This is a genomic window from Bacillus sp. S14(2024), assembly GCF_050473785.1.
In the GTDB taxonomy this organism is placed as follows: Bacteria; Bacillota; Bacilli; order Bacillales; family Bacillaceae_G; genus Bacillus_A; species Bacillus_A yunxiaonensis.
Genome location: NZ_JBFLUP010000006.1, coordinates 3348738 through 3363891, shown reverse-complemented (window position 1 = coordinate 3363891; position 15154 = coordinate 3348738). Strand labels below are relative to the sequence as shown.

Sequence of the window (15154 nt, the reverse complement as noted above, 5' to 3'; positions counted from 1 at the left end):
GATTTTTTTTACTATTTGTTTGCTCGTTTTTTTTGTGTTGGTCGTTGTCTCAGAAATTGTGACAGCATATACAAAATATAGAGTGGAATAGCAATGAATAAAAACACTGAAATATTACCGAAGCTCGTTTTATACATCGTATAAATGATTCCAACTAAAAAGAGTGTCACGATAATACTATATTTTGGAATCGGTACATCTTTCATACTTGGAATGCGAATGCGACTAACCATAAGAAAAGCGAATGTCACGAATACTGTAATAAGTACGATTTTTGGAATCGTATGTGAAAATAAAGTAAGGAAGGCAACAAGACCACCTGCAGCTGTAATTGGTACACCAGTAAAGTATTTCATGGATGTTGATGATGGTGTGACATTGAAGCGAGCTAGTCTGTATGCTCCAAATAGAGGGAAAAGTCCTGCTATGTATAATCCGATAATACCGTAATTAGAGAAGGATGTGTAATACATCAATACAGCGGGTGCAGCACCAAATGTAACTACGTCTGCTAATGAATCAAGTTCTTTTCCGAGTTGCGAATCGACGCGAAGTAGGCGTGCAATTCTTCCATCAAGGCTGTCTAGCATCATTCCGATTAAAACTAAAATTGCCGCTGATTTGTAGTATCCTAATGAAGCGTAGCCGATGGATAGAAATCCACTATATAAATTTCCGAGCGTAAATAAGTTTGGAATGGCTGCTCTGTACAAAATCTGATCCCTTGCTTTCTTTTATAGATTCTTGATTAGTTTATGAAAGTTTATCCTTTTTATCATAACATAAATTTCCTGTGCTCGTACGAAAAAATTCTTCGGTTTGAGAAAGATTTCATTGGATTTTCATTTGTTGTAAAACCGGAAGTATGAATTAAGGAAATCCATTATGTTATTGGAATGAATAATACAACCTGTTTTTTGAGAAATCTTTCATTAACGGACATATTACGTTAAAAATAAACCCCGAATCGTCACAATTCGAGGTTAGTTCGTTGTTCTGTATCAATAGGAAGTCATCAATATTTAGAGAAAATAAAGAAACTAGGTGAAGGATGGAAACCCTCTATCTGATTAAAATTTCACCTTATTCAAATTTCGTTATCATCGTACCAGTCTTATATTTATTATGCGGATCAAATCGTAACAAATCACCGTAAATGAGTTTATCAGAGTAATTCAATTCTGTTTTTGCCTTTTCGATATATGGTTGACAAATGTTAATATCGGTTGGCTCACCAGTTTTTTTGTTATAGCATACATTTTTTGTATACATATAATCATTTGTTACGAAACTACCGTCACGCATAACCACAAGCGGTTCATCGTTTGTTTCAAATAAATCTGTGCCAAATTCAATAGAATTGTTTGTTTTTATACCAAGTAAATGAAGAAGCGTCGGTTTCACATCAATTTGTCCAGAAACTTTTGAAATGATTTTTCCCTTTTGACCAGGAATGTGAATGATGAGCGGTACTCTTTGCAGCTGCATTGTATCAAAAGGAGTGAGCGTTTCTTTTCCTAAAAATTGTGCCATAGCAGCATTATGATTTTCAGAAATGCCATAATGATCTCCGTAGATAATAATAATAGAATTGTCGTATAATCCTTCTTCTTTTAATCTTGTAACAAAATGTTTCAGTGCTTCATCTGTATAACGTACAGTTGGAAAATAACGATTTACAACGCCGCTTTCCGAATTGTATTCATTAATGAATCGATCTTCCGGTTCTAGTAAAAAAGGAAAGTGATTTGTTAATGTAATGAATTTTGTATAGAAAGGCTGTGGTAAAGATTTTAATTTTGAGATAGATTGCTCAAAAAATTCTTTATCTTTCAATCCCCAACCAACAGACATCTGTTCTGCATTTGTATAGTCTTGTAAGTTAAAATAACGATCATATCCGAGTGCAGGATACATCAAATCACGATTCCAAAATGTTTTATCATTTGAATGAAATACAGCAGAGTAATATCCATATTTTTTGAGTTGCTCTGGTGTAGCTGTATATTCATTATTAGCATGTGTAAAGAAAACAGAGCCACGATCAAGTGGGTATAAAGAGTTTTCAATAATAAACTCAGCGTCCGATGTTTTCCCTTGTCCAGTTTGATGATAAAAGTTATCGAAATAATAGCTATCTTTAATGAAGTCATTTAAAAATGGTGTAATTTCTTTTCCGTTTATTTTTTGGTTGATGACAAAACTTTGTGTGGATTCCATTGAAATTAAAATAACATTCTTATCTTTTGCCACACCGAATAATTCTTTGTTTTTTTGTCTATCTTTTGTTTTTACGTAGTTATCAATTTCAGAAAATCTATCTCCGCTTGCAAAGACACGTTGAGCAGAAGATTTCGATTGCAGTGCAATATCATAAACATGATAAGTATACAAACCAAGATTTTTCACAACTGTTTGGCGATCAAATGAATGTGAAAAAAGTTGCGGCTTATAAATAACTGAAATAGCCATTTGTAAAGCTAATGCTGCTGTTACACCGCTAAAAAACGTTCGTTTCTCTTGCTGAGATAGAGGAGTAGTATCACAAAAATTAGGGAATTTACGAGATAAAATGGTTAAAATAATTACATCAGCAAATAAAAGAAGCGTTTTATACGTAAAGAGTTCTTTAATACTTGTCCCTAAATCAGCCATATTATTTGTTTGAAATAATACAGGAAATGTTACAAAATCATCATAAAATCCATAAAACATAGCATTGCCAAATAAAATAAAGGATAGCACGATACTAATACTGATAATGATGCGGTTTCGATGTTTTGTTGCTAATAAAGCGAAACCGAAAAATAATAGTAATGAAGCTAATGGATTAAAGAACAACATAATTTGTTCGAAAGCGTTATCAATTTTCATATCAAAAGCTAACTTGTATACAATATATGTTTTGATCCATAACAAGACGACAGCTATGAGAGCAAATCGTACTTTTGGAAACAAACGTTGTACCATAACGGGCTCCTCCTACTACCTACAAGTAACCGCCTTTTTTACGTATATGACCGGCTACAAATCTATATGTTTTTTTACTATGTGTACTATTATATAAAAACATAGCAAAATTGTGGATGATTTTCTAACAATTGGATAGAAAAAGAAGAGAAGGATAAAATAAAGGCATTGATTGAAAGATGGAGGAGTACTATGAAGAAAATATGTTGTTTTATATTAAGTTGTTTCATTTTACTTGGAAATCCAGCTTCTTTCTCTGCTGAGCATGAGCCGTTATTACTAGAAGATGCCATCTATTCCGTGCTGTTTCCGAGAATAAATGAAGCAATTCAAAAACATTATGGAAAACAAAAGCCGTATGACTGCCCTAAAATTGTTAGTATGAAAAAAATGTACAGCGGTACATATTTGTTTCGGACATCTATCGAAATAATTAAATATGAGCCAGGAACAGGGGGGAGAAAGCTTCCGCCCTTTGAAAAAGTAACGATTACATTTGATAATGATAGTGGCGAGTGGACTGTGAAAAATATAGATGTAAAGCGCTTACCAGATGATACGAAAATTAATTGTCGTAAACCGATTTGAAAAAAAGTGTTTGACAAATAAATTAGTCATTTGTTATTGTTAATAGCAACAAAAAGATGCTTGAAAATTAAATAGACTTACCTCATCTACACTCGAAGGTAGAGGCTGCGATAATCAAAAGTAAACTATGGGAAATAAAGTGGTATTCATGATCATAGGTTGAAAGGGGTTATCGCCGAAATATATGAATGACCACTTCATTCATATATTGGGACTGCATTGAATAAATGTAGTACTGTCATAAGTATTTTGCTTATGGAGAGCTATTAGGAGATGTTTGATGCGGTTTCTTATTTGAGAAAATAACAATACATTTATTTTTTCGTCATAGATTCTTCCGATAAGAAACGCGTGTGAACATTGTTCCGCGCGTTTTTTGTTTATATAAATTAGGAATAATAGTAAAAAATAAGAAATATAATAGAGGGTTTTGCGAAAATAAGGGAGGAATTCACATGTATTTACACGGCACAAGCCGCATTAATGAGCAAGGACACTTAGAAATTGGGGGCTGCGATGCTACTGAACTTACAAGAACATATGGGACACCACTTTATGTTTACGACGAGGCAGCAATTCGTGAGAAATGTCGTGCATTTCATCGTGCTTTTAGGGAAAGTGGGTTCTCTTATCAAGTAGCGTATGCAAGTAAAGCGTTCTTGTGCATGGAAATGTGCCGGTTAGCTGCCGAAGAAAATATGTCGCTAGATGTTGTGTCTAGCGGAGAACTATATACGGCGTTGCAAGCGGGATTTCCAGCAGAGCGCATCCATTTCCATGGTAATAATAAAACAGAAGAAGAAATAAGAATGGCATTAGAAGCTAATATCGGCTGCTTTGTTGTAGATAATTTTTTTGAACTAGAAGTATTGCATGATTTAGCGAAAGAATACGGGCAAGTTGTGAATATCTTGCTTCGTGTGACGCCAGGAGTAGAAGCGCATACACATGAATATATTACAACAGGTCAAGATGATTCTAAATTTGGTTTTGGTATTTCAACAGGGCATGCATCACAAGCGGTAAAAAGTGCATTAGAAAAATCAAACTATCGTGTATTAGGAATTCATTCTCATATCGGATCGCAAATATTTGAGACGGCAGGATTTGTTCGTGCAATTGAGGTGCTTCGTAATTTCTTGGAAACAGTAAGAAAAGAAATGAATTATGTAGCGCCAGTATTAAATGTAGGAGGCGGTTTTGGAATTCGCTATACGGAAGGGGATACGCCACTTGCTCTTGGTGAATATGTGAAAGCTGTGACGGATGCTGTACGCGAGCAGTTTACAGTATGCGAATACCCCCTTCCGGAAATTTGGGTAGAACCAGGCCGTAGTATTGTTGGAGATGCAGGAACAACACTGTATACAGTAGGAGCGATTAAAGATATTCCAGGCATCCGTAAATATGTATCAGTTGATGGAGGTATGACAGATAATCTTCGCCCAGCACTTTATGGGGCTCGTTATGAAGCATTGCTAGCAAATCGTGCGAATGACTCTGCCGAAGAAGTTGTTTCAATTGCGGGAAAATGTTGTGAAAGTGGGGATATGCTCATTTGGGATGTAAAGCTTCCAAAAGTTGTTTCTTGTGATCTCTTAGCTATCTCTTGTACAGGGGCATATGGTTATTCAATGGCAAATAATTATAATCGTATTCGTCGCCCGGCAGTGGTGTTTGCGAAAAATGGAAAATCGCAAGTTGTTGTAGAAAGGGAGTCGTATGAAAATATTATTGGAAACGATCGCATACGTGTGAAGGAACTTGTATGAATACACCCTCGTTTAGTTGAAGTGGGATTTGTTTAGGTGAACAGCTCTTTTTTATCCCGCTATTCGCGGACAGTAAGATCCCACCTCAAAATTCAGAGAAGAGCGTTGTCTAGCTCTAGCGGTTAGAATCTCCAGTCGTTTCGCCCCCTCGGACGAGGCAAAAAGCGCCTCTCTGTCGGGTGCGCGGGCGTCTTGCGATTCTGGGCGAGCCGCTTCCGCTTTTCTACAGAAGATAGATGGAGAATAACTGCTGGCATATGCCTGATTGGGCAGGCTTTCTATCAGTGGGGGATAAAGAAAACCTCCACTGATAGAAAGTTTCATTTTATAATAAATAAAATTTATCGGAAAACTAGGATTGAAAAAAATCAGAATTGTGATAAAATACAAATATAATTCTTATCAAGAGTGGCGGAGGGAACTGGCCCGAAGAAGCCCGGCAACCTACTTTATAGGAGTAAGGTGCTACTTCCAGCAAAATGGAGTCCATTTTGAAAGATAAGGTAGATACGTTACCGGAACAGTCTTTTCGAAATGGGAAAGATTTTTTTTATGAAAAAAGGGGGGGTTGTTCGTGGGAGTACGCGGACAATTTGAAGAAGTAGCCAGTAAGATTCAAACAATGCTTGCTGATATGAAATATGGTTCTATTACAATTGTTGTGCAAGATGGTAAAGTGATTCAACTTGAAAAAAGTGAAAAGGTACGTTTAAAATAAGCGCGCTGACTAGAAAAACTAGAGGCGGCCTTAATCTATTTCTATAGGTTAAGGCCGCCTTTTTGTATGGGCGTCGTGAAGGGAGAAAACGATGTTAACGTATGAAACTTGGCAAGATAATTTTGTTTCATTTCAGGAAGATGACGAAACGAAAGGTGCCTTGGCAGCAGTACGCTGGGCATATGAACATTATGAGCAAGATATTGTTTATGCATGCAGCTTTGGGGTAGAAGGAATGGTTTTATTGCATGTAATTAACCAAGTAAATCCATCTGCAAAGGTTGTATTTTTAGATACAAATGTTCATTTTCAAGAAACATATGACTTGATCAAAAAAGTCAGGGAGCGATTTCCTAATTTGAATATTATTGAAAAGCAACCGGCACTTACACTTGAGGAACAAGCAAAAGAGTATGGTGATAAATTATGGGAACATAATCCAAACCTTTGTTGTCAATTAAGGAAAATTAAGCCGTTAGAAGAAGTGCTGGCAGGTAGGAAAGCATGGATATCAGGTTTAAGAAGAGAACAGTCTGAAACGCGAAAACATACACAGTTTGTCAATCAAGATCATCGCTTTCAATCTGTTAAAATCTGTCCGCTTATTCATTGGACTTGGAAAGAAGTATGGCGCTACGTATATAAGTATAATTTGCCATATAATCCACTCCATGATATTGGGTATCCGAGCATCGGATGTGAGAAATGTACCGTGCAGGTGCAAGAGGGTGGAGATTCGAGAGATGGGCGCTGGGCAGGAAAGATGAAAACAGAATGTGGTCTTCATTATTAATAAAATGAAATTTCTGGTAGTGGGGGTTTTTCTATACCGCCCGCTGATGGAAAGCCCTCACTAAGCAAGGTCTTAAGGTGGGAAAGCTACTGTCTGCTAAAACTTTATAAAGAAGGAGAAAAGAAAATGAATGACATAAAAACATTAATAAATCGAATTGATACAACATATGAAACAGCACATATCGTAAAAGAAATTGAGTTAGATGGAATTGCATTAAGTGATTTAGAGCTTATTGCGATCGGTGGATATAGCCCGCTTACTGGCTTTTTAGGAAAGAATGATTACGTATCAGTAGTAGAAACGATGCGATTAGCAGATGGAGATGTATGGAGCATTCCAATTACATTGCCTATAACAGAAGAAAAAGCGGAGGAGTTAGAAGTAGGGGAAGAAGTTCGGCTTGTAAAAGAAGGTGTAACGTACGGCGTCATTCAAGTTCAAGAGATTTATACGCCTGATAAAGAGAAGGAGGCGTTACTTGTTTATAAAACGGTGGAGGAAGCGCATCCAGGTGTTAAGAAAATATATGATCGTCCTAATGTATACGTGGGAGGACCAATTACGCTTGTGAACCGGATTAAAAAAGAAAAATTTGCTGCTTATCATTTAGATCCAAGTGAAACACGAGCAGAGTTTGCAAGGCGTGGTTGGAAAACGATTGTTGGCTTTCAAACAAGAAATCCAGTTCATCGCGCGCATGAATATATTCAAAAAACAGCTCTTGAAATTGTTGATGGCTTGTTTTTAAATCCGCTTGTTGGAGAAACGAAGTCAGATGATATTCCAGCTGATGTTCGAATGGAAAGTTACGAAGTACTTCTAGAAAACTATTATCCAAAAGATCGTGTCTTTTTAGCAGTATTCCCAGCAGCGATGCGATATGCTGGGCCGCGTGAAGCGATTTTTCATGCACTTGTAAGAAAAAACTTTGGTTGTACGCATTTCATTGTAGGTCGTGATCACGCTGGTGTAGGGGATTATTACGGCACATATGAAGCGCAGGAAATTTTCGCTAACTTTACAATAGAAGAATTAGGAATTACACCTCTCTTTTTTGAACATAGTTTTTATTGTATGAAATGTGAGGGGATGGCATCAACGAAAACATGTCCGCATGGAAAAGAAGACCATGTCATTTTATCGGGTACAAAGGTAAGAGAGCTCTTACGAAATGGGGAACTACCGCCAAATACATTTAGCCGTAAGGAAGTTGTAGAAGTTTTAATTCGCGGTTTGCAAAAAGAAGTTGTGACAAAGTAAGGAGAGGAAAAGATGGGAACAAATATTACTTGGCATACGGCATCTGTTTCAAAGGAAGAACGCCGAAAGCAAAATAAAAATCATAGCTTTGTTCTTTGGTTTACAGGATTGTCGGCTTCTGGTAAATCAACCGTGGCAAACGCTGTAGCCCGCAAGTTATTTGATAAGAATATTGGTAATTATGTGTTAGATGGAGATAATATCCGTCACGGTTTAAATAAAGATTTAGGATTTTCGGAAGGGGATCGTACAGAAAATATTCGTCGCATCGGTGAGGTGGCAAAATTATTTGTTGATAATGGAACAATTGTATTAACAGCATTTATTTCACCGTTTCGCGAAGATCGTCAGCAAGTACGTGACATATTAGAACAAGGTGAATTTGTTGAAGTGTTCGTAAAGTGCCCGATTGAAGAATGTGAAAAACGTGATCCGAAAGGGCTTTATAAAAAAGCAAGAAGCGGGGAGATTAAGCAGTTTACAGGAATCGATTCTCCTTATGAAGAGCCAATTCAAGCTGAAGTTATTGTAGAAACGCATCGCCATTCTATTGAACAATGTGCAGATCAAATTATTGCTTATTTACAAGAAAGAGGCTTTATCTTGCATTAACGGGCAGTAAGACCCCACTGTTGGAAATTTCACTGTATATAGGAGGAGATACATGATGAGTTATGAAAAAATATGGGCAAACAATGAAAAGCTAAATACAACAGAAAAAAAGAAATTAGAAAAAGACGGTTTAGAAATTTTTAAAGATATTCCATATTATGCTGAACATGGATTTGCGTCTATTCCGAAAGAAGAATGGGATTCTTTTAAGTGGGCAGGTTTATATTTGCAGCGCCCAAAAGAGGCGGGGTATTTCATGATGCGTGTAAATATACCATCTGGAATTATAACAAATGAACAAGTGGAGGCTCTCGCTTCTATCGCCGAAGATTACGGTCGTGATGTACTTGATATTACAACACGCCAAGCGATTCAGTTTCATTGGCTGCAAATTGAGCAAATTCCAGATATTCTGCAGCGGCTAGAGAAAGTAGGGTTATCGACAGCAGGTGCATGCGGTGATATTACACGTAACATTACAGGGAATCCACTTGCTGGAATTGATGAAAATGAATTGTTTGATACGCAAGTAATTGTGCAGGAAGTATATGAATATTTTCAGCATAATGAAGAGTTTTCAAATTTACCTCGCAAATTTAAAATGTCGATTAGTTCGAATGTGTTCAATTCAGCAAATGCTGAGATTAACTGCGTGGCATTTACACCTGCAACGAAAGAAATTAACGGAGAAACAGTCATTGGTTTTCATCTAAAAGTAGGTGGCGGTTTATCAGCGCGTCCATATTTAGCAGAAGAACTAGATGTATTTATTTTACCAGAGCAAGTGAAAGATGTAGCAATTGCCGTCGCAACCATTTTCCGTGATTTTGGATATCGTGAAAAGCGTCATCTTGCTCGTCTAAAATTTCTTGTTGCAGATTGGGGACCAGAAAAATTTAAAGAACAGTTATTACAATACACAGGTTCTTTACATGATAGAGGTGAAAGTGCCCTAAAGGGTTGGAATGCTGGTTACTTTTACGGTGTTCATAAGCAAAAGCAAGATGATTTATACTATGTTGGTTTTAATGTACCGGTTGGTCGCCTGCATGCAGAAGAAATGTATGAGATTGCTAGAATTGCAAAACAGTATGGAAATGGTGAAATTCGTACATGTAATTCACAAAACTTTATTATTCCGAATGTGCCAAAAGAAAATATTGATGTATTATTGCAAGAACCGTTATTCGAAGCAATCTGTGCAAAACCAAAGTCATTTATCGGCTATGCAGTTTCTTGCACAGGTATTGAATATTGTAACTTGGCATTAGTGGAGACAAAAGAAAGATTACGCAATATTGCGGATTATTTAGATACACAGCTTATATTAGATGTACCAGTTCGTATTCATATGATCGGTTGTCCAAATTCTTGCGGACAAAGACAAATTGCTGATATCGGTTTGCAAGGTGTCAAAATGAAAACGAAAGAAAAAGGGATTGTTGAAGCTTTTGAAATTTATGTAGGTGGGACGTTACTGGACGGCGGTGCTTATAATGAAAAGCTAAAAGGGAAAATTGATGGTGAAGACTTGCCGCATGTTCTCGTTGCATTTTTAACTTACTTTAAAGAAAGTAAACTTCCTAGTGAAACATTTTATGAGTTTGTTGGCCGTGTTGGAATAACGGATTTACAAGCAGCATTAGATACGATTTTAGACGAAGTGATTGCATCGTAGGAGGGGAACAATATGGACTTATATCGTTTTGAAGCTGTTTTAGCAAATGGTGTAGTTCCTGTGGTCGTTGTTGCACAAAGTGAAGAGCAGGCATTTCGTCTTGTTGAAATAGAACTTGAAAAATATTTTTTGCCTTTACCAGAAGTGAAAGAGATTTCTTTATATGAGAAAAAGAAAATTCGTAAGGGTGCAGCTTTTGTTTTGCATGAACAGGAAACGATTTAATACGATGCTACCGGGCGGTAAGATGAAGATTTGTAAACTTCCATCAGTAGAAAAAATCTACTAATGGAAGTTTCACTTTATAGAAGAAATGGGGAGGAAATATGGGAAAAGTGTACATTGTTGGTGCAGGACCTGGTGATCCAGATTTAATTTCTGTTAAAGGAGTAAAATGTATTCAACAAGCAGATGTCATTTTATATGATCGTCTTGTGAATAAAGAGTTACTTTCTTATGCAAAGCCAGAAGCGGATTTAATTTACTGCGGAAAACTTCCGAACTACCACACAATGAAGCAAGAAACCATTCATGCTTTCTTAGTGAAATATGCAAAGAAAGGAAAGGTGGTAACACGTCTAAAAGGCGGGGATCCCTTTGTGTTTGGAAGAGGTGGAGAAGAAGCGGAAGCATTGGTGAAACATGGTATTCCATTTGAGGTTGTTCCAGGTATTACAGCTGGTATTGCAGCTTCTGCGTATGCAGGAATTCCTGTTACACACCGAGATGCTAGTACAAGTTTTGCGGTTGTAACAGGGCACCGAAAAGAAGGTGCAGAGGAAGAAGTGAAGTGGGAAAACTTAGCGAAAGGGGTGGATACGCTTGCTGTTTATATGGGCGTAAGCAACCTTTCTTATATATGTGAACAGCTTTTAAAACATGGGAAAAGTGAACATACACCGGTAGCCATGATCGAGTGGGGGACAACAGCATCTCAGCGTACAATTACAGGAACATTAGGAACAATTGTATCTGTAGCAGAAAATGAGCAAGTTCAAAATCCAAGTATGATTGTAATTGGTGAAGTCGTACGCTTCCGTGAGAAAATTCATTGGTTTGAACAAACGTTTGAACAGTCGTATCCACTGAGCGGAGCACTTTAATATGAAAGCAGTCTTATATATTTGTCATGGCAGTCGTTTACAGGAAGCATGTAAAGAAGCGACTGCTTTTGTTACATCTTGTATGGAACGTATCTCAGCTCCTATTCAAGAAGTATCCTTTTTAGAGTTAGCATCTCCTTCGATTGCCGAGGGATTTACGACTTGTGTGCAAAGGGGAGCAACTGAAATTGTGATTGTCCCTGTCTTTTTATTAGTGGCAGTTCATGTGAAAAAGGATATTCCCGAGGAGTTAGAACGGCTACAAAATCAGTATCCACACATTTCACTTTCATACGGAAATCCATTCGGCGTTTCTCATGAGCTCGTTAATGCGGTGCTAGAGGGGAGTAGAATTAAAACGATTGGCAAACGAGTTACCCTTTTACTTGTAGCAAGAGGGAGTAGTGATGAGGAAACGTTAAGAGATGTAAGGAACATTGCATCATTGTTTGAAACGGCAGATGAAGTAGCTAAGGTAGAAGTATGTTATTTAGCAGCAGCTAAGCCGCAATTCGAAGAGAAGCTGGAAGAACTTATTCAAACAACTAATGCTCCAATTGCTATTTTACCATATCTATTGTTCACAGGATTGTTAATGAAAAGAATTGAAAAAGCAGTTCGGAAAAACAACCATCCTCATGTTGTATTATGTCCGTATCTAGGCAAAAATCAAGCTTTTCAAGATATGTTAATTGAACGTACAGAGGAAATGATAAGGGAGGATATATATGTACCCATTAACAGTGCGAATAAAGAATAAACGTGTTGTTTTCATTGGCGGCGGACGAGTGGCGGCATTTAAGATTGCCCCTTTATTGCAAGAAGAAGCCAATATTACTGTGGTTAGTAGAAAACTTGATACAAGTTTAATTCAACTTGTAGAAGAAGAAAAAATTCGCTGGTTTCAAAAAGAATATGAATCAAGTGATCTTGCAGGTGCATTTTTAGTCGTTGCTGCAACGAGTGATTTACTGTTAAATGAGAGAATTGCAAATGAAGCAGCGCCGAATCAACTTGTAAATGTAATTACAAATCCTGAGAGCGGTAATGTTCATTTTCCGGCAGCTATTCATCGTGGGAAATTAAATATTGCTGTATCTACTAGCGGGGCAAGTCCAAAGCTTGCGAAAAAAATTCGTGATGAAATTGCAGGGAAATATGATGATAGTTATGAGGAATATGTGAATTTCTTATATGATGTACGTATGAAAGTGAAGCGGCTACAAGTAGATAAGAAGACGCAGAATGCTGTGTTACAGGAAGTACTTAAGTCTGTTTATGTACAAAATGCACAGCAACGAGAAAAATTTTTCTATTCGTTAGATGAAAAGCTAGTATTTTGATAGTTTGTAATATTTCCCTCTTTTGAATAAAATAAAGAATGCATTCCTGAAAAGGGGGAGAAGGGATATGAAAATCAGAAATTCAGTAAAAGCATTAATTGTACGGGATGATCATTTTTTGGCAATTAAAAAGCGTGATCAATATGGGGAATACTATACACTAGTTGGCGGTGGTCAAGAACCGGGCGAAACATTTACGGAAACGGTAAAACGAGAGTGTTTAGAAGAAATTGGTGCGGAAGTTAAACCGAATGAATTATTGTTTATTAGAGAATATATTGGTAAAAATCATGAATATGCCGCGTTTGATTTTGATATTCATCAAATTGAATATATGTTCTCATGTACACTTCTTAGTGAACCGAGCGTAGAACGAGCAACAGAGTTAGATACGGGTCAAATTGGAATAGAGTGGTTGCCGTTACGTAACATTACACAGTATCGCCTCTATCCCCAAATACTACGTGTACGATTGCAACAACATTTTATTCATCATGAAAAGACGGAAGTATATTTAGGAGATGTAAATTAATTTGTCCTTTACAAATACAGAAATCTCCTCTATAATCACAGTTATCTTCAATACATGAAATCAATGAGCAAGAAGAGTACGTATATTTGAAGCGTTCAGAGAGCTGGGAAAAGGTGTGAGCCCAGTACGATAAAATATACAGAATGGGCTTGCGAGAGGTATGTTGAACTAATAGTAGGCAACCCGGGTTCCGCCGTTACAAGGATAAGGTATCGGAAGCATTCCTGTACCTGAAAAGTGGGATAATTATATCCAACTGAGGTGGTACCACGGTATTATATTACATATATCGTCCTCTACATGCGTAATAGCGTGTAGGGGACTTTTTTTATTGTCTAAAGGAGGTGGGCGAGTATGAACTGAAAGTATATGAATGAAAAAACGGAAATATTCAGATCAGGAGAAGTGAAAATGAAAGAAACACAGCAATGGACGTCGAAAATTGGTTTTGTACTCGCAGCAGCCGGGGCAGCAGTTGGACTTGGGGCAATTTGGAAGTTTCCGTATGTTGCCGGAAATAGCGGAGGAGGAGCCTTTTTCCTTGTCTTTTTATTCATGACAGTATTTATCGGTCTGCCGCTTTTAGTGGCGGAATTTGTGATTGGACGCAGTACGCAAAAAGAAGCAGTGACAGCATATAAAGTATTAGTACCAAATAATAAATTATATCCATGGATTGGCCGCATGGGAGTTGTAACATGTTTTTGTGTTTTAGCATTTTATAGTGTTGTTGGAGGCTGGATTTTACTTTATTTATTTTATAGTGTAACAGGTGGATTATGGGGGAATGCTGTTGATTATGCAAAGTTGTTTGGAGAAACAATCTCAAATCCAGTAAGTGCGATTGGAGCACAATTTATTTTCATGCTTTGCACAATTTTTATAGTAAGTAAAGGTGTAGAAAAAGGAATTGAAAAAGCAAGTAAGTATATGATGCCGCTTTTATTTATTCTGTTTCTTGCAATTATTGTTCGTTCTCTTACATTAGATGGAGCGTGGGAAGGTGTCAAATTTTTCTTAAAGCCGGATTTCTCGAAATTAACAGCAAAAACAATTTTATATGCAATGGGGCAATCATTCTTTTCATTAACAGTTGGAGCGTCTGTTATGGTCACATACAGCTCCTATTTGAAAAAAGAAGAACATTTAGCAAAATCAGCAATATCGATTACAATCTTAACAGTTTTTATTACTGTACTTGCAGGGTTAGCGATTTTTCCAGCGATTTTTGCGTTAGGTGTTAGTCCAACAGAAGGACCGGGGTTACTATTTATCGTTCTTCCAGCTGTGTTTGGAAAAATTCCTTTTGGACACTTTTTCTTTATTTTATTCTTAATTCTGTTTTTCTTTGCAACGATTACATCAGCAATTTCTATGCTCGAAATTGTTGTTGCTTCCGTAGCCAAAGGGGACGGAAAGAAGCGTCCAGCAGCATCGCTCTTAATTGGATTACTTATTTTCGTAGTTGGAATCCCAGCAGCATTATCATTTGGAATCATGAGCGATGTAAAAGTATTTGGAAAGACAGTTTTTGATTTACTGGATTTTTCGGTGAGTAACGTATTACTTCCACTTGGTGTGTTAGCAATTTCGCTCTTTGTACCAAATAAGATAAAGAAAGAGCTGTTAGTGCAAGAATTAGAAGTCAAAGAAACAAGCGGAAAAATAGTATTTAACGTATGGTTTTTCTTGCTTCGTTACGTTATTCCGATTACGGTTCTTCTTGTCTTTTTAAATGTTATTGGTGTAGTTTAGTTCATAATAAAAAGCGGAGAATATTTC

General features: G+C 37.0%; 15 protein-coding genes, 2 riboswitches and 1 other annotated feature. Of the genes, 13 read left to right on the top strand and 2 right to left on the bottom strand.

The window, feature by feature from the left end:
• Positions 1–11 precede the first annotated feature (11 nt).
• Positions 12–713, bottom strand: a complete 702-nt coding sequence (pssA, locus tag AB1279_RS17165; RefSeq protein ID WP_429751086.1) for a CDP-diacylglycerol--serine O-phosphatidyltransferase — start codon at positions 711–713, stop codon at positions 12–14.
• A 370-nt stretch (positions 714–1083) separates the two neighbouring features.
• The gene (locus AB1279_RS17160) at positions 1084–2970 is read right to left on the bottom strand and encodes an LTA synthase family protein (protein WP_429760026.1); all 1887 of its coding nucleotides are present in this window, start codon (positions 2968–2970) and stop codon (positions 1084–1086) included.
• A 192-nt stretch (positions 2971–3162) separates the two neighbouring features.
• On the opposite strand from AB1279_RS17160, the gene AB1279_RS17155 reads away from it, so the two are divergent.
• The 13 genes from AB1279_RS17155 (at position 3163) to AB1279_RS17095 (ending at position 15127) form a co-directional block, all read left to right on the top strand.
• On the top strand, positions 3163–3558 hold the full coding sequence (locus AB1279_RS17155; protein ID WP_429760025.1) for a DUF3888 domain-containing protein: 396 nt from the start codon (positions 3163–3165) through the stop codon (positions 3556–3558).
• Between the two features lie 91 nt (positions 3559–3649).
• Positions 3650–3832: riboswitch (Lysine riboswitch) on the top strand.
• A 181-nt stretch (positions 3833–4013) separates the two neighbouring features.
• A complete protein-coding gene (gene lysA / locus AB1279_RS17150) occupies positions 4014–5330 on the top strand; it encodes a diaminopimelate decarboxylase (protein WP_429760024.1) in 1317 nt (438 codons plus the stop codon).
• Between the two features lie 396 nt (positions 5331–5726).
• Positions 5727–5835: riboswitch (SAM riboswitch) on the top strand.
• Between the two features lie 69 nt (positions 5836–5904).
• Positions 5905–6048 (top strand): YezD family protein, encoded by a 144-nt coding sequence (locus AB1279_RS17145; RefSeq protein ID WP_429751080.1) that lies wholly within the window; start codon positions 5905–5907, stop codon positions 6046–6048.
• Positions 6049–6139: 91 nt separating this feature from the next.
• Complete coding sequence (locus AB1279_RS17140) at positions 6140–6841, top strand: phosphoadenylyl-sulfate reductase (protein ID WP_429760023.1); 702 nt, start codon at positions 6140–6142, stop codon at positions 6839–6841.
• Between the two features lie 126 nt (positions 6842–6967).
• Positions 6968–8104 (top strand): sulfate adenylyltransferase, encoded by a 1137-nt coding sequence (gene sat / locus AB1279_RS17135; RefSeq protein WP_429760022.1) that lies wholly within the window; start codon positions 6968–6970, stop codon positions 8102–8104.
• Between the two features lie 12 nt (positions 8105–8116).
• Positions 8117–8716 carry an adenylyl-sulfate kinase gene (cysC, locus tag AB1279_RS17130; protein ID WP_429751074.1) on the top strand — a complete coding sequence of 200 codons (600 nt, stop codon included), beginning with the start codon at positions 8117–8119 and terminating at the stop codon, positions 8714–8716.
• A gap of 55 nt (positions 8717–8771) precedes the next feature.
• Entirely contained in the window at positions 8772–10394 is a 1623-nt protein-coding gene (locus tag AB1279_RS17125; RefSeq protein ID WP_429761456.1) for a nitrite/sulfite reductase, read from the top strand.
• A gap of 12 nt (positions 10395–10406) precedes the next feature.
• Positions 10407–10619: a DUF3906 family protein gene (locus tag AB1279_RS17120; protein ID WP_377881350.1), complete on the top strand. Its 213-nt coding sequence runs from the start codon at positions 10407–10409 to the stop codon at positions 10617–10619.
• A gap of 101 nt (positions 10620–10720) precedes the next feature.
• Positions 10721–11497, top strand: coding sequence for a uroporphyrinogen-III C-methyltransferase (gene cobA / locus AB1279_RS17115; RefSeq protein WP_429760021.1), 777 nt, complete (start codon positions 10721–10723; stop codon positions 11495–11497).
• 1 nt (position 11498) lies between these two features.
• Positions 11499–12257 (top strand): sirohydrochlorin chelatase, encoded by a 759-nt coding sequence (locus AB1279_RS17110; RefSeq protein WP_429760020.1) that lies wholly within the window; start codon positions 11499–11501, stop codon positions 12255–12257.
• A complete protein-coding gene (locus AB1279_RS17105) occupies positions 12226–12840 on the top strand; it encodes an NAD(P)-binding protein (protein WP_429760019.1) in 615 nt (204 codons plus the stop codon). The genes AB1279_RS17110 and AB1279_RS17105 overlap by 32 nt, the downstream gene beginning before the upstream one ends.
• 67 nt (positions 12841–12907) lie before the next feature.
• Complete coding sequence (locus AB1279_RS17100) at positions 12908–13372, top strand: NUDIX domain-containing protein (RefSeq protein ID WP_429760018.1); 465 nt, start codon at positions 12908–12910, stop codon at positions 13370–13372.
• 54 nt (positions 13373–13426) lie between these two features.
• Positions 13427–13672, top strand: a binding site (T-box leader).
• A gap of 111 nt (positions 13673–13783) precedes the next feature.
• Complete coding sequence (locus AB1279_RS17095) at positions 13784–15127, top strand: sodium-dependent transporter (RefSeq protein WP_429760017.1); 1344 nt, start codon at positions 13784–13786, stop codon at positions 15125–15127.
• Positions 15128–15154 lie beyond the last annotated feature (27 nt).

What these genes read in the sequence shown, in the direction of transcription:
- AB1279_RS17125 (WP_429761456.1), top strand. Translation starts at nt 8,772, where the DNA reads ATGAGTTATGAAAAAATATGGGCAAACAATGAAAAGCTAAATACAACA.
- AB1279_RS17105 (WP_429760019.1), top strand. Translation starts at nt 12,226, where the DNA reads ATGTACCCATTAACAGTGCGAATAAAGAATAAACGTGTTGTTTTCATT.
- AB1279_RS17095 (WP_429760017.1), top strand. Translation starts at nt 13,784, where the DNA reads ATGAAAGAAACACAGCAATGGACGTCGAAAATTGGTTTTGTACTCGCA.
- AB1279_RS17100 (WP_429760018.1), top strand. Translation starts at nt 12,908, where the DNA reads ATGAAAATCAGAAATTCAGTAAAAGCATTAATTGTACGGGATGATCAT.
- AB1279_RS17110 (WP_429760020.1), top strand. Translation starts at nt 11,499, where the DNA reads ATGAAAGCAGTCTTATATATTTGTCATGGCAGTCGTTTACAGGAAGCA.
- sat (WP_429760022.1), top strand. Translation starts at nt 6,968, where the DNA reads ATGAATGACATAAAAACATTAATAAATCGAATTGATACAACATATGAA.
- AB1279_RS17120 (WP_377881350.1), top strand. Translation starts at nt 10,407, where the DNA reads ATGGACTTATATCGTTTTGAAGCTGTTTTAGCAAATGGTGTAGTTCCT.
- AB1279_RS17140 (WP_429760023.1), top strand. Translation starts at nt 6,140, where the DNA reads ATGTTAACGTATGAAACTTGGCAAGATAATTTTGTTTCATTTCAGGAA.
- AB1279_RS17155 (WP_429760025.1), top strand. Translation starts at nt 3,163, where the DNA reads ATGAAGAAAATATGTTGTTTTATATTAAGTTGTTTCATTTTACTTGGA.
- cysC (WP_429751074.1), top strand. Translation starts at nt 8,117, where the DNA reads ATGGGAACAAATATTACTTGGCATACGGCATCTGTTTCAAAGGAAGAA.
- cobA (WP_429760021.1), top strand. Translation starts at nt 10,721, where the DNA reads ATGGGAAAAGTGTACATTGTTGGTGCAGGACCTGGTGATCCAGATTTA.
- AB1279_RS17160 (WP_429760026.1), bottom strand. Translation starts at nt 2,970, where the DNA reads ATGGTACAACGTTTGTTTCCAAAAGTACGATTTGCTCTCATAGCTGTC.
- lysA (WP_429760024.1), top strand. Translation starts at nt 4,014, where the DNA reads ATGTATTTACACGGCACAAGCCGCATTAATGAGCAAGGACACTTAGAA.